Source organism: Teichococcus aestuarii (assembly GCF_003116135.1).
Taxonomy (GTDB): domain Bacteria; phylum Pseudomonadota; class Alphaproteobacteria; order Acetobacterales; family Acetobacteraceae; genus Pseudoroseomonas; species Pseudoroseomonas aestuarii.
The window spans coordinates 305,201-331,376 of record NZ_PDOA01000001.1 but is presented as its reverse complement, the minus strand read 5'-3'; the positions used below and the strand labels follow the sequence as shown (position 1 = coordinate 331,376).

The 26,176-nt window shown below is 73.4% G+C and carries 26 protein-coding genes; 12 read left to right on the top strand and 14 right to left on the bottom strand.

What is annotated here, in order from left to right:
- Nucleotides 1-375 precede the first annotated feature (375 nt).
- The gene (locus CR165_RS01610) at nucleotides 376-1,581 is read left to right on the top strand and encodes an EAL domain-containing protein (protein WP_109515198.1); all 1,206 of its coding nucleotides are present in this window, start codon (nucleotides 376-378) and stop codon (nucleotides 1,579-1,581) included.
- Between the two features lie 3 nt (nucleotides 1,582-1,584).
- Here the strand turns inward: CR165_RS01610 and CR165_RS01605 are convergent, their stop codons facing one another.
- Entirely contained in the window at nucleotides 1,585-2,751 is a 1,167-nt protein-coding gene (locus CR165_RS01605; RefSeq protein WP_109515197.1) for an iron-containing alcohol dehydrogenase, read from the bottom strand.
- 161 nt (nucleotides 2,752-2,912) lie between these two features.
- Here CR165_RS01605 and CR165_RS01600 point away from each other — a divergent pair, with 161 nt between their 5' ends.
- The gene (locus CR165_RS01600) at nucleotides 2,913-4,346 is read left to right on the top strand and encodes a hypothetical protein (protein ID WP_146201808.1); all 1,434 of its coding nucleotides are present in this window, start codon (nucleotides 2,913-2,915) and stop codon (nucleotides 4,344-4,346) included.
- 18 nt (nucleotides 4,347-4,364) lie between these two features.
- Here the strand turns inward: CR165_RS01600 and CR165_RS01595 are convergent, their stop codons facing one another.
- A complete protein-coding gene (locus CR165_RS01595; RefSeq protein ID WP_109515195.1) occupies nucleotides 4,365-5,150 on the bottom strand; it encodes an enoyl-CoA hydratase-related protein in 786 nt (261 codons plus the stop codon).
- 121 nt (nucleotides 5,151-5,271) lie between these two features.
- On the opposite strand from CR165_RS01595, the gene CR165_RS01590 reads away from it, so the two are divergent.
- From CR165_RS01590 to CR165_RS25925, 3 genes are read left to right on the top strand one after another with little or no spacing between them, the layout of a single operon-like run.
- A complete protein-coding gene (locus tag CR165_RS01590; RefSeq protein WP_109515194.1) occupies nucleotides 5,272-6,705 on the top strand; it encodes an aldehyde dehydrogenase family protein in 1,434 nt (477 codons plus the stop codon).
- Between the two features lie 10 nt (nucleotides 6,706-6,715).
- The gene (locus CR165_RS01585; RefSeq protein ID WP_109515193.1) at nucleotides 6,716-7,045 is read left to right on the top strand and encodes a YnfA family protein; all 330 of its coding nucleotides are present in this window, start codon (nucleotides 6,716-6,718) and stop codon (nucleotides 7,043-7,045) included.
- Nucleotides 7,046-7,105: 60 nt separating this feature from the next.
- The gene (locus CR165_RS25925) at nucleotides 7,106-7,231 is read left to right on the top strand and encodes a hypothetical protein (RefSeq protein ID WP_281262089.1); all 126 of its coding nucleotides are present in this window, start codon (nucleotides 7,106-7,108) and stop codon (nucleotides 7,229-7,231) included.
- 22 nt (nucleotides 7,232-7,253) lie between these two features.
- Here the strand turns inward: CR165_RS25925 and CR165_RS01580 are convergent, their stop codons facing one another.
- Nucleotides 7,254-8,465: an MFS transporter gene (locus tag CR165_RS01580; protein ID WP_109515192.1), complete on the bottom strand. Its 1,212-nt coding sequence runs from the start codon at nucleotides 8,463-8,465 to the stop codon at nucleotides 7,254-7,256.
- A gap of 176 nt (nucleotides 8,466-8,641) precedes the next feature.
- Between CR165_RS01580 and CR165_RS01575 the strand changes: the two genes are divergently transcribed.
- The 4 genes from CR165_RS01575 (at nucleotide 8,642) to CR165_RS01560 (ending at nucleotide 12,327) form a co-directional block, all read left to right on the top strand.
- A complete protein-coding gene (locus CR165_RS01575) occupies nucleotides 8,642-9,634 on the top strand; it encodes a TRAP transporter substrate-binding protein (RefSeq protein ID WP_109515191.1) in 993 nt (330 codons plus the stop codon).
- A gap of 166 nt (nucleotides 9,635-9,800) precedes the next feature.
- Nucleotides 9,801-10,379, top strand: a complete 579-nt coding sequence (locus CR165_RS01570) for a TRAP transporter small permease (protein WP_109515190.1) — start codon at nucleotides 9,801-9,803, stop codon at nucleotides 10,377-10,379.
- A complete protein-coding gene (locus tag CR165_RS01565; RefSeq protein WP_109515189.1) occupies nucleotides 10,376-11,653 on the top strand; it encodes a TRAP transporter large permease in 1,278 nt (425 codons plus the stop codon). Before CR165_RS01570 ends, CR165_RS01565 begins: the two co-directional genes overlap by 4 nt.
- Nucleotides 11,653-12,327, top strand: a complete 675-nt coding sequence (locus CR165_RS01560; protein ID WP_109515188.1) for a DNA-3-methyladenine glycosylase family protein — start codon at nucleotides 11,653-11,655, stop codon at nucleotides 12,325-12,327. The genes CR165_RS01565 and CR165_RS01560 overlap by 1 nt, the downstream gene beginning before the upstream one ends.
- Before the next feature lie 127 nt (nucleotides 12,328-12,454).
- Here the strand turns inward: CR165_RS01560 and CR165_RS01550 are convergent, their stop codons facing one another.
- The 7 genes from CR165_RS01550 to CR165_RS01520 all read right to left on the bottom strand — a co-directional run bounded on the left by CR165_RS01550 (nucleotide 12,455) and on the right by CR165_RS01520 (nucleotide 18,503).
- Nucleotides 12,455-13,465, bottom strand: a complete 1,011-nt coding sequence (locus CR165_RS01550) for a Bug family tripartite tricarboxylate transporter substrate binding protein (protein WP_109515186.1) — start codon at nucleotides 13,463-13,465, stop codon at nucleotides 12,455-12,457.
- A 55-nt stretch (nucleotides 13,466-13,520) separates the two neighbouring features.
- A complete protein-coding gene (locus CR165_RS01545; protein WP_245906044.1) occupies nucleotides 13,521-14,300 on the bottom strand; it encodes an SDR family NAD(P)-dependent oxidoreductase in 780 nt (259 codons plus the stop codon).
- 37 nt (nucleotides 14,301-14,337) lie between these two features.
- Nucleotides 14,338-15,147 (bottom strand): SDR family NAD(P)-dependent oxidoreductase, encoded by an 810-nt coding sequence (locus CR165_RS01540; protein ID WP_109515185.1) that lies wholly within the window; start codon nucleotides 15,145-15,147, stop codon nucleotides 14,338-14,340.
- Nucleotides 15,144-15,683, bottom strand: coding sequence for a carboxymuconolactone decarboxylase family protein (locus CR165_RS01535; RefSeq protein ID WP_109515184.1), 540 nt, complete (start codon nucleotides 15,681-15,683; stop codon nucleotides 15,144-15,146). Before CR165_RS01535 ends, CR165_RS01540 begins: the two co-directional genes overlap by 4 nt.
- A 162-nt stretch (nucleotides 15,684-15,845) precedes the next feature.
- Nucleotides 15,846-16,610, bottom strand: coding sequence for an alpha/beta fold hydrolase (locus CR165_RS01530; protein WP_109515183.1), 765 nt, complete (start codon nucleotides 16,608-16,610; stop codon nucleotides 15,846-15,848).
- Between the two features lie 12 nt (nucleotides 16,611-16,622).
- Nucleotides 16,623-17,486, bottom strand: a complete 864-nt coding sequence (locus tag CR165_RS01525; protein ID WP_109515182.1) for a DMT family transporter — start codon at nucleotides 17,484-17,486, stop codon at nucleotides 16,623-16,625.
- A 9-nt stretch (nucleotides 17,487-17,495) separates the two neighbouring features.
- Entirely contained in the window at nucleotides 17,496-18,503 is a 1,008-nt protein-coding gene (locus CR165_RS01520) for an NAD(P)H-quinone oxidoreductase (RefSeq protein ID WP_109515181.1), read from the bottom strand.
- An 89-nt stretch (nucleotides 18,504-18,592) separates the two neighbouring features.
- On the opposite strand from CR165_RS01520, the gene CR165_RS01515 reads away from it, so the two are divergent.
- Complete coding sequence (locus CR165_RS01515; protein ID WP_181377960.1) at nucleotides 18,593-19,852, top strand: ABC transporter substrate-binding protein; 1,260 nt, start codon at nucleotides 18,593-18,595, stop codon at nucleotides 19,850-19,852.
- 39 nt (nucleotides 19,853-19,891) lie between these two features.
- Here CR165_RS01515 and CR165_RS01510 read toward each other — a convergent pair whose 3' ends face one another.
- From CR165_RS01510 to CR165_RS01500, 3 genes are all read right to left on the bottom strand, one after another.
- Entirely contained in the window at nucleotides 19,892-20,881 is a 990-nt protein-coding gene (locus tag CR165_RS01510; protein ID WP_109515179.1) for a Bug family tripartite tricarboxylate transporter substrate binding protein, read from the bottom strand.
- Nucleotides 20,882-20,949: 68 nt separating this feature from the next.
- On the bottom strand, nucleotides 20,950-21,828 hold the full coding sequence (locus CR165_RS01505; RefSeq protein ID WP_219929657.1) for an alpha/beta hydrolase: 879 nt from the start codon (nucleotides 21,826-21,828) through the stop codon (nucleotides 20,950-20,952).
- Nucleotides 21,825-23,261 (bottom strand): amidase, encoded by a 1,437-nt coding sequence (locus CR165_RS01500; RefSeq protein WP_109515178.1) that lies wholly within the window; start codon nucleotides 23,259-23,261, stop codon nucleotides 21,825-21,827. The genes CR165_RS01505 and CR165_RS01500 overlap by 4 nt, the downstream gene beginning before the upstream one ends.
- Before the next feature lie 181 nt (nucleotides 23,262-23,442).
- Between CR165_RS01500 and CR165_RS01495 the strand changes: the two genes are divergently transcribed.
- Both CR165_RS01495 and CR165_RS01490 read left to right on the top strand, forming a co-directional pair.
- Nucleotides 23,443-24,348 carry a polysaccharide deacetylase family protein gene (locus CR165_RS01495; RefSeq protein WP_109515177.1) on the top strand — a complete coding sequence of 302 codons (906 nt, stop codon included), beginning with the start codon at nucleotides 23,443-23,445 and terminating at the stop codon, nucleotides 24,346-24,348.
- 82 nt (nucleotides 24,349-24,430) lie between these two features.
- Complete coding sequence (locus CR165_RS01490; protein WP_109515176.1) at nucleotides 24,431-25,594, top strand: diaminopropionate ammonia-lyase; 1,164 nt, start codon at nucleotides 24,431-24,433, stop codon at nucleotides 25,592-25,594.
- Between the two features lie 13 nt (nucleotides 25,595-25,607).
- Here the strand turns inward: CR165_RS01490 and CR165_RS01485 are convergent, their stop codons facing one another.
- Nucleotides 25,608-26,078, bottom strand: a complete 471-nt coding sequence (locus CR165_RS01485; RefSeq protein WP_181377959.1) for a response regulator — start codon at nucleotides 26,076-26,078, stop codon at nucleotides 25,608-25,610.
- Between the last annotated feature and the right edge of the window lie 98 nt (nucleotides 26,079-26,176).

Below are 26,176 nucleotides of genomic sequence, written 5' to 3'. Positions count from 1 at the left end.
CCTGCCCTGCCTGGTCTGCGCGCCGCCTGGCTGACCGGGCTTGGCATCACCGAGGCGGCGCGGCTGGAGCTGCTGCCGGACCTGCCAACCCCCGGCCGAGCAGGGCCTGCCGCTGGCGGCAGCGCAGCACCGTGCCCTGCTGCGGCCCGGCCCATGGCTCCCCGGCGGAGGCCGAGGCGCTGCCCGCCAAGGCCGGCGCCATCGCCGCCGCAGCCGGCAGGCCCGGATGGCGCAGGAGATCACCTCCTGGCAGCAGAGGTGGAAGACCACAGCCTGAGACGGTAGCGCTGCCTGCTCTCAATAATGAGAATATGCTCATAATTGTCATGGAGACAGACCGGAAACAAATTATTAATATGCGGCTCGAAGGACCCCATGCCGCACCCATCCGTTCTGCGCCAGCCGGCCGTGCCATTCCGCACGCTCGTGCTGGCCGATGACCCTGCCATCCTGACCGCCGCCCGAATGGCCTCGAACGCCGCGGGCGACATGGCGCCGCTGTTCGTCGCCTCAGGGCGCGAGGCGCTGCGCCAGCTGTTCCGCGCCGATGACCGCCCGGCGCGGCTGATCTGCCAGCCCTCCACCGCCGGCGAGAGCTGGCCGGCCCTGATGGCCACCGCCCGCGACCCCTTCGCCCCCACCGGGCTGGTGCTGGTGCGGGAGCAGCAGCGGCCCCCGGCCGAGACGGCGGGCCTCGTCAGCGTGCCGCCCGAGGTGAAGGCGCTGACCCGGGCGCTGCGCACCCTCTCCGCCTGGCCGCCGCAGATCCCCACCGACGACCCGCACGAGCTGGCGCTCGGACTGGCGCGCGGCGAGATCGCGGTACGCTACCAGCCGGTGCTGAACCTGGGCGACCGCCGGCCGGTGCTGCTGGAGGGGCTGGCCCGCTGGCAGCGGCGGGACGACACGCCGCTGAGCCCGGACCTCTTCGTGCCCCTGGCGGAGCGGCACGGGCTCTCCCGCGCCCTGGCCCAGGCGGTGGCGCTGGTGGCCTTCACCGAGATGGCGCCACGGGCGGCGCGGCTCGGCAGCCAGATCAGCCTGAACCTGCCGCTGGAACTGATGCTGGAGCCGGAAACGCTGGGCTGGCTGCGCCGCCTGCTGGCCAGCACCCGCTTCCCCCCCGGCGCGCTGGTGCTGGAGCTGACCGAGACGACGCCGGTGCGCGACCGCGCCGCGCTGCGCCGGGCGCTGCGCCATTTCGGCGCCGCCGGCCATGCCGTGCTGATCGACGACATGGGCCTCGACGACGACCGCGCCGCGCTGCTGGAACTGCCCTTCGCCGGCATCAAGCTGGACCGGCACCTGGTCTCGGCCATGCCGCGCAGCCGCCGCGCCCGCGCCCTGGTGCAGCGGCTGGTGGCGCGGGCGCATGCGCGGCGCATGAGCGTGACAGCCGAGGGCGTGTCCAGCGCGGCGCTCTGGCGCGCCGCCGCCATGGCCGGGGTCGACCGGGTGCAGGGCTATGCCATCAGCCGCCCGTTGCCCGGCCCCGCCCTGCCCGCCTGGGCCGCGGCGCACAGCCTGCCGCCGCGGCTGGCGCCCGGCGGCGCCGGCGCCCGGCAGCGGCGCCGCGCCTAGGCTTCAGCCGTAGCATTCGCGGTAGAGCGCGACGATCTCCTCCGCCTCCGGCACGCGCGGATTGTTGCCCGGGCTGCCCGAGGCCAGGGCCTGCGCCGCCATGGTGCCGAGCCGCGAATCCCAGGCCGCCGGGTCGATGCCGAACTGGCGCGGGCTCGGCACGCCGAGTTCCTGGTTCAGCGCGCGCAGCTCGGCCAGCAGCGCCTCGGCAGCGGCGGCATCCGGCGTGGCGGCGTCGGCCAGGCCCATGAGGCGCGCCGCCTCGGCATAGCGCGCCTGCCCCGCCTTCAGCCCGAAGCGCGTCACCGCCGGCAGCAGCATGGCGTTGGAGAGGCCGTGCGGCACGTGGAAATGCGCGCCGATCGGCCGGCTCATGCCATGCACCAGCGCCACCGAGCTGTTGGAGAAGGCGAGGCCCGCCAGAGTCGCCCCCTCCATCATCGCCGCGCGCGCCGCGCGGTCCTGCGGGCTGGCATAGGCGGTGCGCAGGTTGCGCGCGATCAGCGGCATCGCGGCGCGGGCATAGAGGTCGGAGAGCGGGCTGGCGCGCTTGGAGACGAAGGCCTCCAGCGCGTGGGTCAGGCTGTCGATGCCGGTATCCGCCGTGATGCGCGGCGGCACGCTGAAGGTCAGCTCGTAATCCACCACCGCCGCCAGCGGCAGCGCACCGAGGCCGGCGATCAGCATCTTCTCGTCCCGCTCCGTGTCGGTGACGATGGTGAAGCGCGTGGCCTCGCTGCCGGTGCCGGCGGTGGTGGGCACGCAGATCACGGGCAGCGCGGCGCGGTCGGCGCTGGCGGGCACCTTGAAGTCCCGCATGTGCTGGCCGGGGGCGGCGGCGGTCAGGATCGCCATGGCCTTGGCCGTGTCCATCGGGCTGCCGCCGCCGAAGCCGATCAGGCAGTCATGCGGCACCTCGCGCAGCACGGCGACGCCCGCGGCCACGGTGGTGTCGGTCGGGTCGGCCACGGTGTCGGAGAAGACGCGGGGCGCGATTCCGGCGGCGGCCAGCGGCGCCAGCACGCGGTCGATCATGCCGGAGGAGACCATCCACGGGTCCGTCACCACCAGGGGCTGGGAGAGGCCGAACTCGCGCAGCAGGGCCGGCAGCTCCGCCAGCGCGCCGCCGCCGATCAGCAGCTTGCGGGGGGCGACGAGGGATACGCTCATGGATGTGTCCTCCTGCTCGGTGGCCGCCGGTCGGGCGCCGGCGTGGTGGAAATGGCTTAGCCCCGCCCGCAAGGCCCGTCAGCCCCCCAGGCTTTCCTGCCTTTGCCCATTCCCATGCCCCCTGGCGGAAGCGCCTGGGCTCGGGGAGGATGCTGGCCATCATGCTCCTGCTGTTGCAATCCACGCCGCTGCTGCTGCTCCTGGCGCTGCTTCTCTCCGGCCGGGCCGGGCCGGTGGGCGCCTGCCTCGCCGCCCTGGCCGCCGCGCTGCCGGCCATCGCCCTCACCCTGCCGCCGGCGGCGGAGGCGGGCGGCCTGCCCGGCTTCCTGGCGCGCGAGGCGCTGCGCGGCGCCTGGCTGGCGGCGCAGCCGGCGGCGGTGCTGCTGGGTGGCCTGCTGTTCCACACGGCGGTGACGCGACTCGCCCCCGCCGAGGCCACGCCCCACCCCGCCACGCCGCGCCGCGTCTTCGCCGCCACCCTGCTGGGCGGCGCCTTCGTCGAGAGCGTCACGGGCTTCGCGGTGGGCGGCGTCTTCGCCCTCGCCACGCTGCGGCGCATGGGGCTTTCCGGCGCGCCGGCGGGCGCGCTGGCGCTGCTGGCGCTGGTGCTGGTGCCCTGGGGCGGCCTCGGCCCCGGCACGGCGCTGGGCGCGGCGCTGATCGGCCAGCCGGCGCAGGCGGTGGCGCTGGCCACTGCCTGGCCCAGCGCGCTGTGGATGCTCTGCCTAGCGCCGGTGCTGTGGCGCGTCTCGGCCGCCGCCGGCGTGCCGGTGCCGGGGCCGGAGCGGCTGCGGCAGATGGGGCTGATGGCGGTGGTGGCGGCGCTGCTGCTGGCCGCCAACCTCGCCCTGCCCTTCGAGGCGGCGGGCATCATCGCCACCGGCCTGCCGCTGCTCTGGGTGCTGTGGCGGCTGGAGCCGCCGCAGGGCGTCGCGGGCTGGCGGCGCGCGGCGCGGGCGCTGGCACCCTGGGCGGGGCTGACGCTGGCGCTGCTGCTGGCGCGCTCCTGGCAGGGGGCGCCATCCATCCGCCCCTTCCCCGACCTGCCGGCGTTGACGCTGACGCATGTGGCGGTGGTGCTGTGGTGCGTCTCGGCCCTGCTGCTGGCGCTGCGCGCGCCGGGGGCGCTGCCGGCGGCCTGGGGCGCGCTGCTGCGGGCGCGGCGCCCGGCGCTGGCCATGCTGCTCTACGTGCTGCTCGGCCGGCTGCTGGCGGGGGCGGGGGTGGCGGCGGCGCTGGCGCAGGCGGCGGCCGGGGCGCTCGGGCCTTTCGCGGCCTATGCGCTGCCGCCGCTCGGGCTGGTCTCGGGGCTGGTCACCGGCAGCAATGTCGGCTCCAACGCCGCGCTGATGCCGGTGCAGGTGGCGCTGGGGCAGGCCGCCGGGCTCACCCCCGTGCAGGCCGCCGGGCTGCACAACTTCGCCGGCGCGGCCGGCGCCGGGATGAGCTTCGCCGTCACCGCCATGATCGCGGCCCTGCTGGCCGATGGCACGCGGCCGGCGCGCTTCTGGCGGCTGCTGTCGCCGGCCTTGGTGGCGGTGCTGCTGATCGGCTGGGGGATGCTGTGGCTGGAGGCCGGCGCGGGGAGAGGGTAGGCCCCTCCCCGCCCTGCCTCACGCCCAGCCGGGGCGGCGCTTCTCGCGGAAGGCGGCGAGGCCCTCCCGCCCCTCGGCCGAGGCGCGCTGCATCCAGGATTCGGTGGCCAGCTGCGCCATCTCGCGCGGCGAGAGGGCCAGCCCGTTCGCCTCCAGCAGCGAGCGCTTGGTCACGGCGATGGCGCCGGGGGCGGAGAGCATCGTCTCGGCCAGGATCTCCTCCAGCCGCGCCTCGATCACCTCCGCCTCGTGCACCTCGTGCACCAGCCCGATGCGCAGCGCCTCGGCCGCGTCGAACCGCTCGCCGGTGATGGCGTAGCGCCGCGCCTGGCGCAGCCCCATGGCGTGCACCATGTGCGTCGAGATCGGCGTCGGCGCCACGCCGACGCGCACCTCGCTCAGCCCGAACAGGGCGGCCGGTGTCGCCAGCGCCACGTCGACGCAGCACACCACGCCGCAGCCGCCGCCGAAGCACGCCCCCTGCACCACGGCGAAGGTGGGGCGCGGGAACTCGTTGAGCCGCGCCATCGCCTCGGTGGTGGCCATGGAGGCGGCGAAGGCCTGCTCCGGCGTGGCGCCGGCGGCCTCGCTCAGCCAGTCGATATCGGCGCCGGCCTGGAAGTGGCGCCCCGCGCCGCGGATCACCAGCGCCCGCAGCGCGGCATCCCGGCCGAGCTGCTCCAGCCCGTCGGTCAGCGCCGCCAGCAGCGCGCCATTGTAGGCGTTGCCCCGCTGCGGGCGGTTGAGCGTGACGGTGGCGACGCCGCGCGCATCGACCTCCAGCAGCACCGGTTCCTCGGACATGCCCTGTCTCCTTCCCTGGATGTGTTCGGCCGATCCTGCCACGCCGCGCCGGCGGGGGCGAATTCCGCCGGCGCCCGATCTGCTCTAGACCACGCCCTCAGGCACGGAATCGAGGAAGCCCATGCAGACCCACGGCCACTGGATCGGCGGCAGGAGCATCGCCGCGGAGCGGCACATCCCCGTCATCAACCCCTCCGACGGGCACGCCTTCGCCCGGATCGCGCGCGGCGGGCAGGCCGAGATCGACGCCGCGGTGCGCGCGGCGCAGGCGGCGCTGGATGGCCCCTGGGGCCGCCTCTCCGCCACCGAGCGCGGCCGCCTGCTGACGCGGCTCGCCACGCTGATCGAGCGCGACGCCGAGGCGCTGGCCCAGGCCGAGAGCCGCGATGTCGGCAAGCCGATCCGCCAGGCCCGCGCCGACGCCACCGCCTGCGCCCGCTACTTCGAGTTCTACGGCTCCAGCGCCGACAAGATGCATGGCGACACCATCCCCTACGCCGACGGCATGACGGTGCTGACGGTGTGGGAGCCGCATGGCGTGACCGGCCACATCGTGCCGTGGAACTACCCGATGCAGATCGTCGGCCGCTCGGTGGGCGCGGCGCTGGCCATGGGCAATGCCTGCGTGCTGAAGCCGGCCGAGGACGCCTCCCTCTCCTCGCTGATGCTGGCGGAGCTGGCGGCGGAGGCAGGTTTCCCCGAGGGGGTGTGGAACGTCGTCACCGGCCTCGGCGAGGAAGCCGGCGCGGCACTGACGGCGCATCCCGGCATTTCCCACGTCTCCTTCACCGGCAGCCCGGAGGTGGGCACGCTGGTGCAGGCGGCGGCGGCGCGGAACACCATCCCCGTCACGCTGGAGCTGGGCGGCAAGAGCCCGCAGCTGGTGTTCCAGGACGCCGACCTCGACACGGCGGCGGCGACGGTGATGAACGGCATCATCCAGAATGCCGGCCAGACCTGCTCGGCCGGCTCCCGCGTGCTGGTGCAGGCCGGCATCTTCGACCGCTTCGTGGCCGACCTCGCCGGGCGCTTCGGCCGCCTGGAGGCCGGCCCCGCTGAGCGCGACCTCGACCTCGGCCCGGTGGTGAACGCCGACCAGCAGAAGCGCGTCAACGGCTTCCTCGACTTCGCGCGCAATGATGGCCTGAACCTCGCCGGCCGGGGCCGCATCGCCTCCAACGCGCCGGAGGGCGGCTACTACGTGCAGCCGACCCTGCTGGCCGACGTGGCCCCCACCCACCGGCTGGCGCAGGAGGAGGTGTTCGGCCCGGTGCTGACCGCCATCCGCTTCACCGACGAGGCGGAGGCGCTGGCCATCGCCAACGGCACCCAGTTTGGGCTGGTGGCGGGGGTGTGGACGGCCGATATCGGCCGCGCCATGCGGCTCTCGCGCGGCATCAAGGCCGGGCAGGTCTTCGTCAACAACTACGGCGCGGGCGGCGGCGTGGAGTTGCCCTTCGGCGGCGTGAAGCGCAGCGGGCATGGCCGCGAGAAGGGCTTCGCGGCGCTGGCCGGCTTCGCCGCGCTCAAGACCATCGCCATCCGGCACGGCTGAGGCGGCGGGCATGGCGCGCACCGCCCTGGTCTATCTCGGCGCCGCGCTGGCGGAGATCGGGGGGTGCTACGCGCTGTGGATGGTGCTGCGGCTGGGGCGCTCCGGCTGGTGGCTGCTGCCGGGGCTGGCCAGCCTGGCGCTGTTCGGCGCGCTGCTCACCCTGGTGGAGAGCAGCGCCGCCGGCCGCGCCTTCGCCGCCTATGGGGGCGTCTACATCGCCGCCTCGCTGGGCTGGATGTGGGCGGTGGAGGGGGCGCGGCCGGACCGGTGGGACATGGCGGGCGCGGCGCTCTGCCTGGCCGGCGCGGCGGTCATCCTGCTCGCGCCACGCGGCGCCTGAGGCGCGGAACCCGCGGCCCCCTGCGCCGTTCTCCCTGAGGTCAACCCAGGAGGACCGGATATGGCCGAGCCGAACAAGCCCGCCGACGAGAAGAGCCAGGACCCCAAGCCCGGCCAGCAGCCGGTGGACGAGAAGACCCAGGAAGACGCCGCCAAGGAGCGCGAGAAGACGGGCGGCTACCAGTAGCCCCGCCCGGGCGGCGCGGCCTTCAGCCCGCGCCGCCCAGCCGCGCCAGCCGCAGCGCGATCAGCAGCGCCGCCAGCAGCGCCACCCCCACCAGCGCAGCCACCCCGGCCCAGCCCGCCGCCGCCCAGGCGAGGCCGCCCGAGGCGCCCATGATGCTGGCCCCCATGTAGTAGGCGAAGAGGTAGAGGGAGGAAGCCTGTGCCTTCGCCGCACCGGCGCGCTGCCCCACCCACGCGCTGGCCAGCGCGTGCGAGCCAAAGAAGCCGAAGGTGAGCAGCGCCAGCCCCAGCACCAGCAGCGGCAGGCTCGCCGCCAGGGTGAGCGCCAGCCCGGCCAGCATGGCCAGCACCGTCAGCCACAGCACCCGCCGCCGCCCGAACCGGTCCGACAGCCCGCCGACGAAGGCCGAGCTGCCGATGCCCACCAGGTAGACGCTGAACACCAGCGCCACGAGGCCGTGCGGCAGGCCGAAGGGCGGCGCCAGCAGCCGGAAGCCGACATAGTTGTAGACGGTGACGAAGCTGCCCATGAACAGGAAGCCCAGCGCGAACAGCCAGCGCAGCCCCGGGTCGCGCAGATGCGTGGCGAAATTGGCCGCCAGCCCGCCCCAGGCCAGCGGCCGCGGGTGGAAGTGCCGCGAGGGCGGCAGGCTGCGCCAGAACACCAGGGCCGAGGCCAGCCCCAGCAGCCCGATGACGCCCACCGAGCCGCGCCAGCCCCCCGCCTCCAGCAGCAGCCCGGAGACGACGCGCCCGGCCATGCCGCCCATCGCCGTGCCGCTGATGTAGAGGCCCATGGCATAGCCGCTGGAGCGCGGGTGCAGCTCCTCGGTGATGTAGGCCATGGCCACCGCCGGCAGGCCGCTGAGCGCGATGCCGAGCAGGGCGCGCAGCAGCAGGAAGCTCTCCCAGCCCGGCGCGAAGGCGGCGGCGATGGTCAGCAGCGCTGAGGCCAGCACCGAGACCAGCATCACCGGCTTGCGGCCCAGCGCCTCGGAGGCGGCGCTGGCCAGCAGCATGCACACCGCCATCACCGCCGTGGGCAGGGAGAGCGCCAGGCTGCTCGCCGCCGGGCTGATGGAGAAGGCTTCCGCGAAGGCCGGCAGCAGTGGCTGGGCGCAGTAGAGCAGCGCGAAGGTGGCGAAGCCGGCGCAGATGAAGGCCAGGTTGGTACGGCGGAAGGCCGGCGTGCCGCGCTCGATATAGGGCGCCTCGTCGGCGGCGGGCTGGGTCATGAAGCGGTCCGGGCGATGGACCGCGCAACATGCGGCATGCCGGGGGCCCGGTCACCGCCTGTCCCCGCACCGTGAGAACGGTTGCGTCGCAACACATTGAAACCGGCCTGTGCCTCCCCTAGAAGTGACGCCACAGGCGGCGCGGGCCGAACCGCGCCGTGGGAGGACATGACGCCATGAGCATGCTGCGCCGCCACGCGCTGGCCTTCGGGATGGCCGCCGGCTTCACCGCCATCCTGGCCGCCGGCCCCGCCCGCGCCCAGACCGAGATTACCGTCCAGCACCCGCTGCCCACCGCCAACAGCCACTACGGCGCGGGCGCGACGGCCTTCAAGGAGACGCTGGAGAAGCTCTCCAACGGCAAGTACCGCGTCACCATCCAGCGCAACGACAATGAGCGCGAGATGATCGAGAGCGTGCAGATCGGCACGCTGGACTTCACCATCACCTCCACCGGCCCGGTCGGCAATTTCGTGCCGGAGGTGCGGACGGTGGACGTGCCCTTCCTGTTCCGCGACTACGCCCATGCGCGCGGCGCGCTGGATTCCGCCATCGGGCAGGAGATCCTGGCGAAGTTCCAGGCGCGCGGGCTGGTCGGCGTGATGTGGATGGAGAACGGCTTCCGCCACCTGACCAACAGCCGCCGCGAGGTGAGCACGCCTGCCGACATCCGCGGCCTGAAGGTGCGCACCATGGAGAACCAGGTGCATATGCGCGCCTTCTCCACCCTCGGCGCGCTGCCCACGCCGATGGCCTTCTCCGAGCTGATCCCGGCGCTGCAGCAGGGCACGGTCGATGGCCAGGAGAACCCCATCCCCGTCATCGTCGCCAACAACATCAACCAGGTGCAGAAGTACCTGACGCTGACCGGCCACGTCTACTCGCCGGCGCTGCTGATCGGCTCCCCCGCCCTGTGGGGCCGGCTGAGCGCGGCGGAGAAGACGATGTTCATGGAGGCCGCCAAGGCCGGGCGCGACGCCAACCGCGCCAAGGTGACGGCCGACGAGCAGAGCGGCGTGGACGAGCTGCGCCGCCGCGGCATGACCGTCGTCACCAGCGTCGATACCGCGCAGTTCCAGACGGCGCTGGCGGCCGCCTTCGCGCAGTACGAGAAGGAGCTGGACGGCAAGCTGCTGGCCCGCCTGCGCGACTGGAAGCCGGCCCAGTAAGCCCCCCCGGCCAAGCACCCCCGGCCAAGCACCCCGGCCACCCCCCCGGCCAGGCCCGCCGCGCCGCCCGCTCCATGCGGGCGGCGTCCCGCTTCTCCCGGCAAGCCTCTCAGGATCTCCGACCCATGCCGACCACGCACCGGGCCGCCGCGCGGCGCAACCGCCCATGAACACCGTGCCGCTGCTCGTCATCGGCGTGGCCAGCCTGCTCGGCACGCTGCTGGCGCTCTGGATCGGCGCCCGCGCCGAGCCGGCGCGCCGCGCCATCCTCGGGCTCGACCGGGTGGCAACGGAGCTCGCCGCCGTGGCGGCCTGCCTCGCCCTGGCCGTGGCCTGCTTCGCCGGGCTCTGGCAGGTGATCGCCCGCTTCGCCACCGAGACGCCCTCGGTCTGGAGCGAGGCGCTGGTGCGCACCGCGCTGATCTGGATGGCCATGCTCGGCCTGGCCGTGGCGCTGCGCGCGGGGGCGCTGGTCTCCATCGACATGGCGCACCGCTACAGCCGTGGCGGCCTGCGGCGCGGCCTGGAGGCCGCCTCGCTGGCCTCCAGCCTCTCGCTGATGGGCGTGCTGTTCTGGTTCGGCTGGAGCATGGCGCAGCGCGTGAAGTTCCAGGAAATGGCGGGGCTCGAGGTCTCGATGTCCTGGGGCTACGCCGCCATCCCGCTCGGCGCGCTCTTCGCCATGCTGGGCGCGCTCGGCAATTTCCTCGACCGCCGCTCGGCCGAGCTGGAGGCCGCGGTATGACCGGCGCCATGATCACCGTGATGCTGGTGGGCTTCGCCGCCGGCATCCCCGTCGCCGTCGCCATCGGGCTGGCCGCTATCCTCGGCATCGAGGGCTGGACGCGCTTCCCGATGATCGTCGCGGCGCAGCAGATCTTCGTGGCGCTGGACAAGTTCCCGCTCGCCGCCATCCCCTTCTTCATCCTGGCGGGCAATTTGATGGATGTGGGCGGCATCAGCCGCCGCCTCGTCGAGTTCGCCAAATCCATGGTGGGCGGGGTGCAGGGCGGGCTGCCGGCAACCTGCGTCATCACCTGCATGATCTTCGCCGCCATCAGCGGCTCCTCGGTGGCCACCACCTTCGCCATCGGCACCATCATGATCCCGGCGCTGGTCAAGCACGGCTACCCGGTGGGCTTCGCGGCGGCGCTGCAGGCCACGGCGGCCGAGCTCGGCGTCATCATCCCCCCCTCCATCCCGATGATCCTCTACGGCGTGACCACCCAGGTCTCGATCCCCGAGCTGTTCATCGCCGGCTTCGTGCCGGGGGCGCTGGTCGCCGGCGCGCTGATCGCCACCGTGCTGGTGTGGTGCCGCATCAAGGGCTGGGGCAAGCAGGATGGCGACGGGCGCCTGCCCTTCCTGGCCGCGCTGCGCCAGGCGGGCTTCGCGCTGCTGATGCCGGTGGTGGTGCTGGGCGGCATCTATGGCGGCGTGGCGACGCCGACCGAGGCCAGCGTCATCGCCGTGTTCTACGCCATCCTCGTCGGCATGTTCCTCCACCGCGAGCTGTCCTGGCGGGACCTCTACCCGATCTTCCGCAAGTCGGTGATCTCCTCGGCGGTGATCATGTTCATCATCGCCTGCGCCGCGTTGTTCTCCTACCTGCTGAACCGCCAGGGCGTGCCGGACGCCGCCGCCGCCTGGCTGGTGGAGACCTTCGACGGCGCCGGAAGCTTCCTGTTCGGCGCCAACATCTTCCTGTTCGTCGTCGGCATGTTCGTCGAGACCAGCGCCAGCATCATCGTGCTCGCGCCGATCCTGGCCGACGCGGCGCAGCGCTTCGGCATCGACGGGGTGCATTTCGGCACCATCATGGTGGTGAACCTGGCGCTCGGCATGATCACGCCGCCCTTCGGCGTGAACCTCTTCGCCGCGGCGCAGGTGGCCGGCTGCGGCATCGAGACGATGATGCGCTATCTCTTCGTCTTCATCGCCGTCATCATCGCCTGCCTGATGCTGATCACCTATGTCCCGGCGCTGACCCTGGTGCTGCCGCACCTGATCTTCCGCTGATGCGCGCGCCCGCGCGGCCCGTCGCGCGGGGCCTCAGCCCCCGCGCCGCCCGCGCCCACCTCGCCGCCGACCCCGTGCTGGGGCCGGTGGTGCGGCAGGTGGGCGCCATGACCCTGAAGCCCATCCAGCGCGAGCCCTACGAGGCGCTGGTGCGCGCCATCGCCCACCAGCAGGTGCATGGCCGCGCCGCCGAGGCGATGCTGAACCGGCTGATCGCCCTCTTCCCCGGCCAGGACTTCCCGCACCCCGAGGGGGTGCTGGCCCTGCCGGAGGAGGGCTTGCGCGGCTGCGGCTTCTCCGGCGCGAAGTGCGCCGCCATCCGCGATATCGCGCTGAAGAGCGTGGGCGGTCTGGTGCCGACCCGCCGCGCCGCCGCCCGCCTGCCCGACGAGGAGCTGGTCGAGCGGCTGGTGGCGCTGCGCGGCGTCGGCCGCTGGACGGTGGAGATGCTGCTGATCTTCACCCTCGGCCGGCCGGACATCCTGCCGGTGGACGATTTCGGCGTGCGCGAGGGCTACCGCCTCGCCGCCGGCCTCGATGCCCAGCCGAAGCCGAAGGCCCTGGCCGAGATCGGGCTGGCCTGGGCACCCTACCGCTCCGCCGCCGCCTGGTATCTCTGGCGCGCGGCGGATCTCCACAAGGAAGGGAAGTTCAAGGCGCCCCAGGCGATTTGAAGAATCTTCTTTTTCTGAAGAAAAAGAAGCAAAAAGACTTTGTCAGTCTGATGCCGCGCTATCGGTCGGCGCACCGCAAACTGACAAAAGTTTTTTTGGTTCTTTTTTCCAAAAAAGAACGTCTTCCTCAATCTGCCCGGATATTCGCCGCCCGGGCGATTTCCTTCCACCCGCTGATCTCGCGCGCAAGCCGCGCCGAGACCGCCTCCGGCCCCTCGAAGCGCACCAGCGAGCCGGCCTCGAAGGCGCGGCGGCGCAGCCCCTCCTCGGCCAGCGCCGTTTCCATGGCTTTTGAGAGTTGCACCCGCACCTCGGCCGGCACCGCCTTCGGCGCGTAGAGTGCGAACCAGACATTCAGCGGCAAATCGCGCAAGCCGCCCGCCTCGGTCAGCGAGGGGATCTCCGGCAGGCCCGGATGCCGCCCGTTGGAACTGACGCAGAGCGGCCGCACCCGCCCGTCTCGCACCAGCGCCACCAGGGGCGGCGGCGAGTTCATGTAGAACTGGATGCGGCCGGCGATCAGGTCGCTGATCGTCTCCCCCGTGCCGCGGTAGGGCACGTGCAGCATGTCGATTCCGGCGCGGGACTTCAGCAGCTCGGTGCCCAGGTGGTGCATGGAGCCGTTGCCGGCCGAGGCATAGCTGAGCTTGCCCGGGTTGGCCTTGGCGTGGGCGATGAACTCCGGCAGCGTCTTCGCCGGCACCGAAGGGTGCACCACGAAGAGCTGCGGCGTGTCCGAGACCTGCCCGATCGGCACGAAATCCTCGGTGGTGCTGACGCTGCCCGTGCCGCCGATGGCGGCGCGCCCGGCCATGGTGCCGCAATAACCCATCAGCAGCGTGTGCCCGTCCGGCTGCGAGCGGGCCACATGCATCAGCCCGATCACGTCGTTGCCGCCGGGGCGGTTCTCCACCACCACGGGCTGGCCGAGGATCTGCGCCATCGGCTCGGCGATCAGCCGCGCCGCGTAATCGGTGCCGCCCCCGGCCGGGATCGGCACCACGATGCTGATCGGCCGGCTGGGGAACTTCCCCTGGGCGATGGCCGGCCGCGCGCCGCTCCAGGCCACCGCCGCCAAGCCCGCTGCACCCGCCAGCACGCCGCGCCGGCCGGCACCGTTTCCGTTGAATCCCGTCATCGCATTTTCCTCCCCCTGTGCGCCGGCTTATCCGCCGGTCGCGCTGTTATGGTGGCTAAGGCATCGCCGCGGAGATGCCCCCATCGACGATGAGCTCCGTGCCGGTGATGTGCCTGGCCTCGTCGGAGGCCAGGAACAGCACGGCATGGGCGATGTCCCAGGCGTCGCCCATCTGGCCCATCGGCACCTGGGCGTTGCGCTTCGCGATGAGCTGGGCCGCGTCGTTGGCGCCGAGCTGGCGCACCAGCCGGTGCTCGACGAGCGGCGTGTGCATCAGCCCCGGCACCACCGTGTTGCAGCGCACCCCCTGCCGCGCCTGCTCCATGGCGACCGACTTGGTCAGCGCCACGATGCCGTATTTCGAGGCGCTGTAGGCGATGTGCGGCCGGTCCGCGCTCATCCGCAGCGCGGCGATGGAGGAGAGGTTGACGATGGCCCCCTTCCCCCGGGCGCGCAGATGCGGCAGCGCGTGCTTGCAGCAGAGGAAGGCGCTGCGCAGGTTGAAGTCGATCTGCCGCTCCCAGTCCTCTTCGGAAAGACTCTCGGCACCGCCGGGGAAGGAGCCGCCGACATTGTTCACCAGGATGTCGATGCCGCCATAGGCGGTGACGCAGGCCTCCACCGCCTCGGCCACCTGTGCGGCGGCGGTGACGTCGGCCACATGCGCGGTGGCCTCGCCGCCCTCGGCGCGGATGATGGCCACCGTCTCCTCCGCCGCCTCGGCACGGTTGTCGAGCGCGAAGACCCAGGCGCCCTGGCGCGCCATCAGCACCGCCGTGGCCTTGCCATTGCCCCAGCCCGGCCCTGCCGAGCCGGCGCCGGTCACGAAGGCCACCTTTCCATCCAGCCGCAACATGCTCAAAGCCCCCCGCTCACGCGCGCACGGCGGCGCAGAGGCCGCCATCGACCAGGATTTCCGTCCCCGTGATGTATTTCGCCGCGTCCGAGGCCAGGAACAGCGCGGCCTCCGCCACGTCCCAGGCCTCGCCCATATGGCCCATCGGCACCTGGGCGTGGCGGCGGGCGTAGAAGGCGTCGCGGTCCAGCCCCGTCTCGCCGCTGGCGAACTGGCCGGCGAGCTTCTCGACGAGCGGCGTGTTCATCAGCCCCGGCAGCACGCAGTTGAGCCGCACGCCGCGCCGCGCATAGTCCACCGCCACCACGCGGCTGAACTGCACCAGCCCCGCCTTGGCCGCCGCGTAGCCCGCCTGCGGCTTGCCCGTGTAGCGGATGGCCGCCGTGGAGGCGATCGAGACCACCGCGCCCCTGCCCTGCGCCTCCATCAGCGGCAGCACCGCCTTGACGCAGAGGAAGGCGCTCTTGAGGTTGACGTCGATCTGGCTGTCCCAGACCGCCTCCTCCATGGTCGCCGGGTCGCCCGGCAGGGAGAGGCCGACATTGTTCACCAGGATCTCCACCCGGCCGAGACGGGCGACGCAATCGGCGACCAGAGCCTCCACCGTGGCGCGGTCCGTCACGTCGCCGGTGCCCACCAGCATCTCGCCGCCCTCGGCCCCGACGAGGCGCTGCGTCTCCGCCGCCGCCGCGGGGTCGCGGTCCACGCCATAGACGCGGGCGCCGGCGCGGGCGAAGGTGACGGCGATGGCCTTGCCATTGCCCCAGCCCGGCCCCTGCGAGCCGCAGCCGGTGACGAAGGCGACGCGCCCCTCCAGCGCCCTCACGCGGTGATGTCCGGCAGCGGGTCGCGCGCATCGACGCCCATCGCCTCGAGGAAGCGCGAGACCATGTTGTAGGCGCCGATCGTGGCCGTCAGCTCCACCAGGTCGCGCGCGTCGAGCCGCTGGCGCACCGCGGCGAAGACCGCGTCCGGCACATGGACCTCGCGGGTCATCGAATCGCAGTAGGCCAGCACGGCGCGCTGCGTGTCGTCGAAGGCCCCGCTGCCCTGCCAGTCGGCCAGCGCGTCGAGCTGCGCCTGGGTCATGCCTTCCTTCAGGGCGATGGGCGCGTGCTGCTCCGCCTCGTAGGGCGCGCCGTTGAGATGGGCGATGCGCATGATCACCAGCTCCCGCAGCGCGCCCGGCAGCGTGCATTCATGGCGGATGGCGGTGAGGTAGCGCAGCCATCCCTCGGCCACCGGGCCGCTGTGCAGCAGCATGGCGTAGAGGTGCAGCAGGCTGCCCCGCTCGCGCACGATGCGCTCCACCAGCGGGCGCGTGGCGGGCGCGTTCGGGTCGGCATAGGGAATGCGGGCCAAGGGCGTTTCCTCATCCTGCGGGCCGGCCCTGGCGTCATCGGCGCTCTGCTGGCGGGGGCGGCCTGCGCGTTTCCTGGAACGGTTCTTGTTGGTCTCCGTCCACGGAACACCAGCGGGCCGCCGGGGTCAACCGGCCCCGCCCTTCAGCCCCCGGCCCTGCCTTCAGCCCAGGAAGGCGCCCAGCGCCGCGACGAAGCCTTCCGGCTTCTCGGCGTGCAGCCAATGCCCCGCCCCCTTCACCGTGCCGAAGCGCGCGGCGGGGAACAGCGCGCGGAACAGCGGCCGGTGCTCGGGGCGGATGTAGTCGGAGTTCTCGCCGCCCAGCACCAGCGTCGGCCCCCCGAAGCGGGCACCTTCCGGCAGCGGCGGCGCCGCCTCGATGGCGGGCAGTGCGGCAGCGATGGCATCGAGCCCGATGCGCCATTGCGGCGGCTTCGCGCCGAGGTCGAGGTTCTGCAGCAGGAAGCCGCGCACCCCGGCCGAGGGCACCGCATCAGCCAGCGCCGCATCCGCCGCCCGCCGCGTCAGGCCGGGCGCCAGTTCCAGCGCCAGCATCGCCTCGGCATAGGGGCGGAAGGCGGGCGGGTAGGCCACCGGCGCGATGTCCGCCACCACCAGCCGCGCCACCGCCTCCGGCCGGGTCAGGGCGAGGGTCATCGCCACCTTGCCGCCCATCGAGTGGCCGAGCAGGTCCACCGGGCCGGTGCCGAGCGCCGCCAGGGTCTCGGCCACATCCTCCGCCAGCGCCGGGTAGTCCATCGCCGCATCGTGCGGCGACTGGCCGTGGTTGCGCAGGTCGAGGGCGACGACGCGGCGGTCCGCCGCCAGCATCTTCTGCACGCTGGCGAAGTTCTGCGCCTGGCCGAACAGCCCGTGCAGCAGCACCAGCGGCGCACCCTCGCCCAGCTCGACCGCGCGCAGCCGCATGGCCTCTCCCCCTCAGCCGCGCGTGGCGACGATGACGCTGGCGGCGATCAGACCGCCGCCGATGATGACGTCCCACCCCACCGGCTCGCCCAGCCAGAGGGTGGAGATGACGACGCCGATGGCCGGCGCCAGCAGGAAGCCCACCGCCGCCACCGCCCCCGGCAGCCGGCGGCCCGCCTCGATCACCGCCCAGGTGCCGAGCGGCGCCACGATCCCGCCGATCAGCGCCGCGTGCCAGTAGGCGCCGGGGCCGATGCCGCCCTGCGGCTCGCGCAGCAGCGCCATCGGCAGCAGCACCATGCCGCCCAGCAGGAAGCACCAGGGCAGGTTCTCCAGCATGGTCTGGCGCGGCGGGAAGCGGCGCGTGGCGATGATGGCGCAGGACCAGAGCAGCGCCGCCAGCACCAGCATGCCGTGGCCCAGCAGCATGTCGGGGTCGCTCCAGTCCACCGCCCAGGGGCCGGCCAGCGCCGCCACCCCGGCGAGCCCCAGCCCCGCCGCCACCCAGCGCTGCGCCGAGACGGCCTCGCCCAGCAGCAGCACCGACATCGGCACCAGCCAGTAGATGGTGACGTTGGCCAGCACCGCGGTGCGCCCCGCCGGCACCAGCGCCACCGCCATGTGCGACAGCGCGAAGAAGCCGCCAAGCTGCAGGAAGCCCACCGCCAGCACCGCCGGCCAGTCCTGCCGCGCGGGCCAGCGCAGACGCCGCGTGGCGGCCAGCAGCAGGAACGCCACCAGCGCCCCCAGCAGGGTGCGCGAGACGGCGAACCAGAGCGGCGTCGCGTCCGCCAGAGCCGCCTTGGTGACGGGCCAGGCCCCGCCGAACAGCGTGACCGCGATGAGGAGTAGGCGCAGATCGGCGAGGCGGAGCATACGCGCGGGCTACTCTGCGACAGTCAGCATGATCTTGCCGATATGCGCGCTGCTCTCCATCAGCGCGTGGGCCTCGCCGGCCTTGGCCAGCGGGAAGGTGGCATGGATCACCGGCGCGCATTCGCCGCGGGCCAGCAGCGGCCACACCTTCTCCTCGAGCGCGCGGGCGATCTCGCCCTTCTCGGCGGTGGTGCGCGGGCGCATGGTGCTGCCCGTCACGGTCAGGCGCTTCACCATGATCGGGCGCAGATCGACCTTCTCCGCCTCGTGCCCGCTGAGGAAGGCGATGATCACCAGCCGCCCGTCCTTGGCCATGCAGCGCAGGTTGCGCTGGAAGTAGTCGGCGCCGACCATGTCGAGCAGCACGTCGACGCCGCGCCCGTCGGTCAGCCGCTTCACCTCGGCGGTGAAATCCTGCTCCTTGTAGTTGATGGCGGCGTCCGCGCCGAGCTTCAGCATCGCCGCGCACTTCTCCGCGCTGCCGGCGGTGGCCAGCACCCGGGCGCCGAACGCCTTGGCAAGCTGGATGGCGGTGACGCCGATGCCCGAGGTGCCGCCATGGATCAGCACCGTCTCGCCCGCCGCCAGCCGGCCATGGCCGAACAGGTTGGCCCAGACGGTGAAATAGGTCTCCGGCAGGGCGGCGGCGCGCAGCGCGTCGAAGCCCGCCGGCCAGGGCAGCGTCTGCGCCTCGGGCGCGGTGCAGTACTCGGCATAGGCGCCGCCATTGGCCAGCGCGCAGACCCGGTCGCCCACCTTGTAGCGGCGCACCTCGGCGCCCACGGCCACCACCTCGCCGGCCAGCTCCAGCCCGGCGATGGGGCTGGCACCGGGCGGCGGCGGATACAGCCCCTTGCGCTGCTGCACGTCGGGCCGGTTCACGCCCACCGCCATCACGCGCACCAGCACCTCGTCCGGCTTCGGCTGCGGCACGGGGCCGCGCGCCGGCACCAGCACCTCGGGACCGCCGCCCTCGCCATGGTCGATATAGGTCATCTCCGCGGGCAGAGTCGCCATGGTGTCGTTTCCTTACGCGTTTCGGTATGGCAGGCTCCGGAGGGTCGACGCACCGCCGCGTTCCGTCAAGCCAAGCACGAGCATGTCACATGATGCATCATGGCGGCCCCGCCCCGGCCGCGCCGGCCCCGCGCCGTGCCCTGCTGGCGTTGCTGGCCGCTCCTGCCGTGATCGGCCGTGCCGCGGCGCAGACGCGTGGCCCCCTCCCCGCCGGCCCGGAGTTGCGCATCGGCGCGCTCTACCCCGCCTCCGGCCCGCTGGCGCTGCTGGGCGATGAGAGCTTCCGCGGGCTGGAGCTGGCGGTGGAGGCGCGCAACGAGGCGGGCGGCGTGTTCGGCCGGCCGCTGCGGCTGGTGAAGGCGGAGGCCAGCGACGCCCCCCAGGCCGCCGAGGCCGTGCGCCGCCTGACCGGCACGGAGCGCGTGGCGGCGGTGTTCGGCAGCGGCGTCTCGCCGCTCTCCTTCGCCGCCTCGCAGGTGGCGGAGCTGGCCGGCATTCCCTACTTCGAGCTGGGCGCGGTGGCCGATTCGATCACCGCGCGCGGCTTCCGCTACCTGTTCCGCAGCTGCCCACGCGGGCAGGATTTCGCCGCCCTGTCGCTGCGCGCCACGCGCTGGCTGCTGCCGCTGCTGTGGCGGATGCCGCTCTCCGGCCTGCGCCTGGCCATCCTGCACGAGGACGCGCTGCACGGGCAGAGCGTCGCCGCCGCGCAGGAGGCCGGGCTGCCGGCCGAGGCCACGCTGCTCGGGCGCTTCGCCTATGGGCCGGGCGGGCAGGACCTGCCGGGGCTGGTGCAGCGCCTGCGCGCCGCCGATGCGCAGCTCCTGCTGCACACCGGGCACGAGGCCGATGTCATGCTGCTGTTCCGCGCCATGAAGGAGGCCGGCTGGCGGCCGCGCATGGTGATCGGCGGCGGCGGCGCCTACAGCATGGTGGACACGGCGCGCAGCCTGGGCTCGGGCTTCGAGGGGGTGATGGTGGTGGATTTCCCGCCCTACGCCACCACCGGGCGCATGGGAGCCGATGCGCGGCAGCTCGCTGAGGCCTACCGCGCCAAGTACGGGCACGACCCGCGTTCCTGCCACAGCCTCGCCAACCATGCGGGGGCGCGCATCTTCCTCGACGCGCTGCACCGCGCCGGCTCGGCCGACAAGGAGAGGATCCGCGCCGCCGTGCTCGCCACCACGATCGAGGAGCGCGACGCGCCCTTCGGCTGGGGCGCGGCCTTCGACGAGACGGGGCAGAACCTGCGCGCCCAGCCCGTGCTGGCGCAATGGCAGGCCGGGCAGGCGCAGGCCGTGTTCCCCGACAGCGCCGCGGCGGCGCTGCCGCGCGGCGAGATGGGATGAGGGCGCCGGGGAGGCCTGCCGCCCCGGCGCAGCCTCTCGTCAGTCGGCCTTGATGCCGGCTTCCTTGATGATCGGCTCCCACTTGGCGATCTCGTCGGTCAGCCACTTCCGGGTCGTCTCCGGCGTGGTGTCGCTGCGGGTCTGCATGGTCAGGTCGGCCAGGCGCGCCTTCACCGTGTCCATTGCCATCACCTGGTTGATGAGGGCGTTCATGCGGGTGACGACCGGCTCCGGCGTGCCGGCGGGCGCCAGCACCATGTGCCAGGTATAGGCCTCGTAACCGGGCACGCCCGCTTCCTGGAAGGTCGGCATGTCGGGCAGCTGCGGGATGCGCTGCGCCGAGGAGATGGCCAGCCCCTTCACCTCGCCGCGCTGCACGAAGGGCAGCGCGCTGTTGGCGACGTCGAGCATCATCGTCACGGTGCCGTTCAGCAGGTCCGGCATCGCCGCCGCCGAGCCGCGGTAGGGCACATGGTTCACCTTCAGCCCGCCCGCCTGCTTCAGGAACAGCTCGCTGGCCAGGTGCAGCGCCGCGCCGTTGCCGGTGCTGGCATAGTCGTACTTGCCCGGGTCCTTCTTGAGGAGCGCGATCAGCTCCTGCAGCGAGTTCACCGGCACGTCCTTGTTCACCATCATCAGCATCGGGATGGTGCCGGCCAGCGCGACGGGGGTGAAATCCTTCACCGGGTCGAAGGGCAGCGTCGGGTAGATGGCGCGGATCGCCGCCTGGGCGATGGTGGTGTAGAGGAAGGTGTGGCCGTCCTTCGGCGCCTTGGCCACCGCGTCGGCGCCCACCACCGTGCCGGCGCCGGTGCGGTTCTCGACGATGACGCGCTGCGGCAACAGCTTGGACAGCTCATCGGCAATGAGGCGGGCGGGGATGTCGGTCGGACCGCCGGCGGAGAACGGCACCACGAGGCGGATGGGCTGGTTCGGCCAGTTGCCCTGGGCACGCGCCAGGCCGGGGACCAGGGCGGGCGCGGCCAGGGCGGCGCCCAGACCCATCAGGTTCCGACGGTTCAGATGCATGTCTCGTTTCCCGGTTCCTAGAAGTGCGGCCTATATCGTGGCGCGGGGGGGCTCTCGTCCAGCCCCGATCAGCCCGCCGGGCGGGCGCCGAGCGGCGCCAGGAAGCCCGCCACGTCCTCGAGCACCGGCGCGCCGGCCAGCCCCAGGCCGCGCACCGGCCGCGCCAGCGCGCCGACGATGCCGACATGGCCGAGCCCCGGATAGAGCACCAGCCGCGCCCGCGCGCCCGGCCGCGCCGCCAGCTCGCGCGAGCGGTCGGGGCTCACCGTGTCGTCCGCCAGCCCGTGCAGCAGCAGCAGCGGCGGGGCGCCGCGCAGCGCCGCCTCCGCGGCCGGGGCCGCCGTGGCGCGCCCCCCCGGCGCGGCGGCGAAGGCGGCGCGCAGCAGCGGCGAGTCCGGCTGGAAGTCGTAAGGCCCGGCGAGGCCGATGGCGCCGGCCAGGGCCTCCCGCCCGTCCGGCCCCAGCCAGCGCGGATCGGTGGCCAGGGCGATGGCGATGAAGGCGCCGGCCGAATGCCCCATCAGCACCAGACGCCGACCCGCCGCCGCCGGCGCCTGCCGCAGCCAGGCGACCGCCGCCGCGCCATCCTCCAGGAAGAGCGGCCACGGCCCCTCCGGCATCAGCCGGTAGTCGGGAATGGCGACGGGGCAGCCAAGCCCGGCCAGCGCCTCGGCGACGAAGACGTAATCGGCCTTCGCGCCGCTGCGGAAGCCGCCGCCATAGAAGAACACCACCAGCGGCGCGCCCGGCGCCGGCTCGGCGGGCTCGTAGAGGTCGAGGCGCTGGCGCGGCAGGCTACCGGAGGCGATGTCCCGCCGCCGCGTGAAGCCGCCCGAGGGCACCAGCGCGTTGACCAGCGCCGCCGGGCTGCACCCCGCCAGGGCCGCCGCCCCCGGCAGCGCCAGCAGCGGCGCCAGGGCGCGGCGGGTAGGCCGAGATCCGCTCAATGGTGGTGGTGGTTCGCGCAGGAAGCCCCGCTCCCCTGCGCCTCCGGCCGCGCCACCGGCACCGCCACGGCGCGCTCGAGCACCCGGGCGGCACGGAAGCAGAGATCGTCGCGCAGCTGCGCGGCGGCGAGCTGCACGCCGCGCGGCATCCCCTCCTCGTCCAGGCCGAAGGGCACGGTGATGGCGGGCTGGCGGGTCAGGTTGAAGGCGAAGGTCCAGGGCGCCCAGTCGCGCCACAGCGCCTCGGTGGGCTTGATGGTGGGCGCGTCGGCGTCGAAGGCGGCGGTCGGCGTGGTGGGGCAGAGCACCAGGTCGTATTTCAGGTGGAAGCGCGCCGTGGCGTGCGCCGCCTCGGTGCGCATCGCCTCGGCGCCGAGGAAGTCGATGGCAGACATGCCGCCCTCGCGCTCCGCCACTTCCTCGAGGCCCTTGTCCAGCAGGGCGCGCTTCTCGGGGGCCATGGTGTTGACCAGCCGCGCCAGCGCCACGCCCCAGACGCGGCCGAAGATGTGGCGCGTATCCGGCAGCTCGGGGTCGGCATCCTCGACGATGGCGCCGTGCTCGGACAGCACGCGGGCGGCGGCCAGCACCGCCGCCTCGCCCTCGGCATCGATCGGCGGCGCGTAGCCCAGGCGGCGCACCACGGCCACGCGCAGCCCGGCCACGCCGTCCTCGATGCCGGCGCGCCAGTCGCGCGGCTCCTCCTGCACGCAGAACGGGTCGCGCAGGTCGGGGATGGCCATGGCGGACATCATCAGCGCCGCGTCGCGCACGCTGCGCGTCATCGGCCCGGCGCAGGAGACCTGGCCGAAGGCGCTGTGCGGCCATTGCGGGATGCGGCCATAGCTCGGCTTCATCCCCACCAGCCCGCAATAGGCGGCGGGGATGCGGATGGAGCCGCCGGCATCGGTGCCGATATGCATCGGGCCGAAGCCCGCCGCCCCCGCCGCGCCCGCGCCGGAGGAGGAGCCGCCCACTGTGCGCTGCGGGTTCCAGGCGTTGCGGCTGATGCCGTGCAGCGGGCAGTCGCCCGGCGTCTTCCAGCCGAACTCGGTGGTGGTGGTCTTGCCGAAAATGACGGCGCCCGCCGCCTTCAGGCCGATGACGGCCGGCGCGTCCTCCGTGGCGGGGGTGGCGTCGGTGGTCTTGCTGCCGCGGCGGGTCGGCATGCCCTGCACGTTCAGCAGGTCCTTCACCGTCACCGGCACGCCGTCCAGCGGCCCCATCGGGCGGCCGGCGGACCAGCGCGCCTCCGACTCGCCGGCCTGGGCCAGGGCGCGCGGGTTCAGCATGGCGAAGGCGTTGACCCAGGGGTTGTAGCGCGCCACCCGCTCCATCACCGCCTGCAACGCCTCCACCGGCGAGAGGCGGCGGCGGGCATAGAGGGCGAGGAGCTGCTCGGCCGACATCAGGGCCGGATCGGTATCGGACATGCTGGATTCCGCTGTGGTCGGTAAGGCAGGACCGGGCACGGGGCGCGCCGGCAGGATGGCGCAGATTGCCCCGGCCGGGCGCCGCGCGCCAGCGGCCGGGGTGGCAGGCATCCGGGAGGGGGGTTTGCGGCGGGCGCGGGGCGGCGCAGGATCGGCCGGCCACACGCGCAGGAGCCCCGCCATGAGCGCATCCGAAAACCCGCAGAAACCCTGGGAATGGCCCGAGGAGCATTGGCGCAGGATCGTCGGCCGCGCCTATGGCGGCCGCAGCCTGGCGCCGAGATCCTGGCCGAATGGCGCGCGCTGCGCCGTGGCGCTCTCCTTCGACGCCGACCACGAGACCATCCCGCTGCGCGACTCCGACGAAAGCCCGATGCGCATCAGCCAGGGCCAGTACGGCGCGCGCCAGGGCGTGCCGCGCATCCGGCGCCTGCTGGAGCGGCAGGGTATCAAGGCCAGCTTCTTCTACCCCGCCGTCTCCGCCCTGCTGCACCCGGAGGAGGTGCGCGGCGTGGCCGAGGCCGGGCATGAGATCGGCATCCATTCCTGGATCCACGAGGCCAACACCACCCTGCCCCCCGGCATGGAGCGCGAGCTGACGCTGCGCGCCGCCGAGACGCTGGAGAAGGTCTCCGGCACCCGCCCCGTCGGCATCCGCACCGCGAGCTGGGACTTCTCGGTCGACACCATGTCGATCATCCGCGAGATGGGGCTGCTCTACGATTCCTCGCTGATGGCCGATGACGAGCCCTACGAGCTGATGGCGGATGGCGAGCCCACCGGCATCGTCGAGCTGCCGCCCGAGTGGATCCGCGACGACGCGGTCTATTTCAACATGGTCCGCTTCTCCGGCCTGCGCCCCTACACGCCGCCCTCGGCGGTGGAGGAGATCTTCAAGGCGGAGTTCGACGGCGCCTATGCCGAGGGCGGCACCTTCCTGCTGACCATGCACCCGCATGTCATCGGCCACCGCAGCCGCATCACGCTGCTGGAGCGGGTGATCGAGCACATCAAGGGCCATGAGGGCGTGTGGTTCGCCACCCATGCCGAGCTGGCGCAGTGGTGCAAGGACCAGTCGGCCCTCTGAACCGACAGAAAAAAGATGGGGGTGCGGGGGAATTCCTTCCCCCGCCCTTCCTTCGGCGGCGGCGTTTCCGCACTCTGGGGGCATGATCCCCGCCCGCCCCTTCCGCCTCCTCCCCAATCCGCGCCACGGCACGCCCGGCGTGGTGATCCTGCCCGAGAGCGGCTTCCGCCGCGCCGCCGCCGAGATCCGCTCCTGGCCCGGCCATGCCGAGACGCCGCTGCACGCCCTGCCGGAACTGGCCGCCTCGGCCGGCGTGGCGGCGCTGCACTACAAGGACGAGGGCGGCCGCTTCGGCCTGGGCAGCTTCAAGGCGCTGGGCGGGGCCTATGCCGTGGCCCGGCTGCTGGTGGCCGAGCTGGCGCGGCGCGGCGTGGCACAGGCCGCGAGCGTGGCCGATCTGATCGGCGGGCGCCACGCCGAGGCCACCGCCGCCATCACCGTCACCTGCGCGACGGATGGCAACCATGGCCGCTCGGTCGCCTGGGGCGCGCGGCGCTTCGGCGCGCGCTGCGTCATCTTCGTGCACGAGCATGTCAGCCAGGGGCGGCGGGATGCCATCGCCGCCTATGGCGCCGAGATCCGCGTGGTGCCGGGCCATTACGACGACGCCGTGCGCGAGGCCGCTTCCGTGGCGGAGCGGGAGGGCTGGTTCGTCGTCTCCGACACCTCCTGGCCCGGCTACACCGAGGTGCCGCGCGACGTGATGCAGGGCTACCGGCTGATGGCCGAGGAGGCCCTCGCCGCCCTGCCCGCGCCGCCCAGCCATGTGTTCATCCAGGGCGGCGTCGGCGGCGTGGCGGCCGCTGTCTCGGTGCAGCTTCGCGCCCGCTTCGGGGAGGCGCCGCGCCTCGTCGTGGTGGAGCCGGAGCGCGCCGCCTGCCTGCTGGCCAGCGCCGAGGCCGGGCACGCCGTGGCCGTGCCCGGCGAGCTGGACACGCTGATGGCCGGCCTGGCCTGTGGCGAGCCGAGCCTGCTGGCCTGGCAGGAGCTGGAGCGCGCCGCCTTCGCCTTCATGGCCGTCTCGGACGACAGCGCGGTGGACGTGATGCGCCTGCTGGCCCGCCGCGACTCGCCCATCACCGCGGGCGAGAGCGCCGTGGCGGGGCTGGCCGGGCTGCTGCTGGCGTCCGCCGACCCCGCCGCGCGGGCCGCGCTGGGGCTGGATGGCGGCAGCCGCGTGCTGCTGTTCGGCACCGAGGGCGCGACCGACCCGACCCTCTACGCCCGGCTGGTGGGAGAAGGCTGAGCCTTCCCCTCCCTTACTGCGCCACCCTCTGGCGCCAGAGGGCGCGCACCGCCTCTTCCAGCTGCCGCATGGCGAAGGGCTTGCCGAGGAAGCCCAGGCCCGGCCGCAGCTCGGGCGGCACCTTCACCGAGGCCTCGTTGTGGCCGGTCACCAGCAGCACCGGCAGGCGCGGATGGATGTTGCGCGCCTCCACCGCCAGCGCCATGCCATCCATCCCCGGCAGGCTGAGATCGGTGAGCATCAGCGCCGGGGCCGGGTTGGACCGCAGCCAATCCAGCGCCTCCTCCGCCCGCCCCGCCTCGGCCGGGCTGAAGCCGAGGATCTCGATCATCTGCGCCAGGTTCATGCGGATCAGCAGGTCGTCCTCGACCACCAGCACGGTGCTGCCTTCCGGCCAGCCTTCCTCCCCCGCCTCGCCGGCCGGTTTGCCGGGCGTGGCGGGCGGCGGGGAGGAGGGCGCCGCCTGGAGCGCGGGACGCACCACGCCAGGCACCGCCTCTGGCTGCGGGGAGCGCGGCCGCTGGAGCCCCGCCGTCATGTCCTGCCCAGGCTCGCTGTAAATCCTCACATCGCCCCCGATTG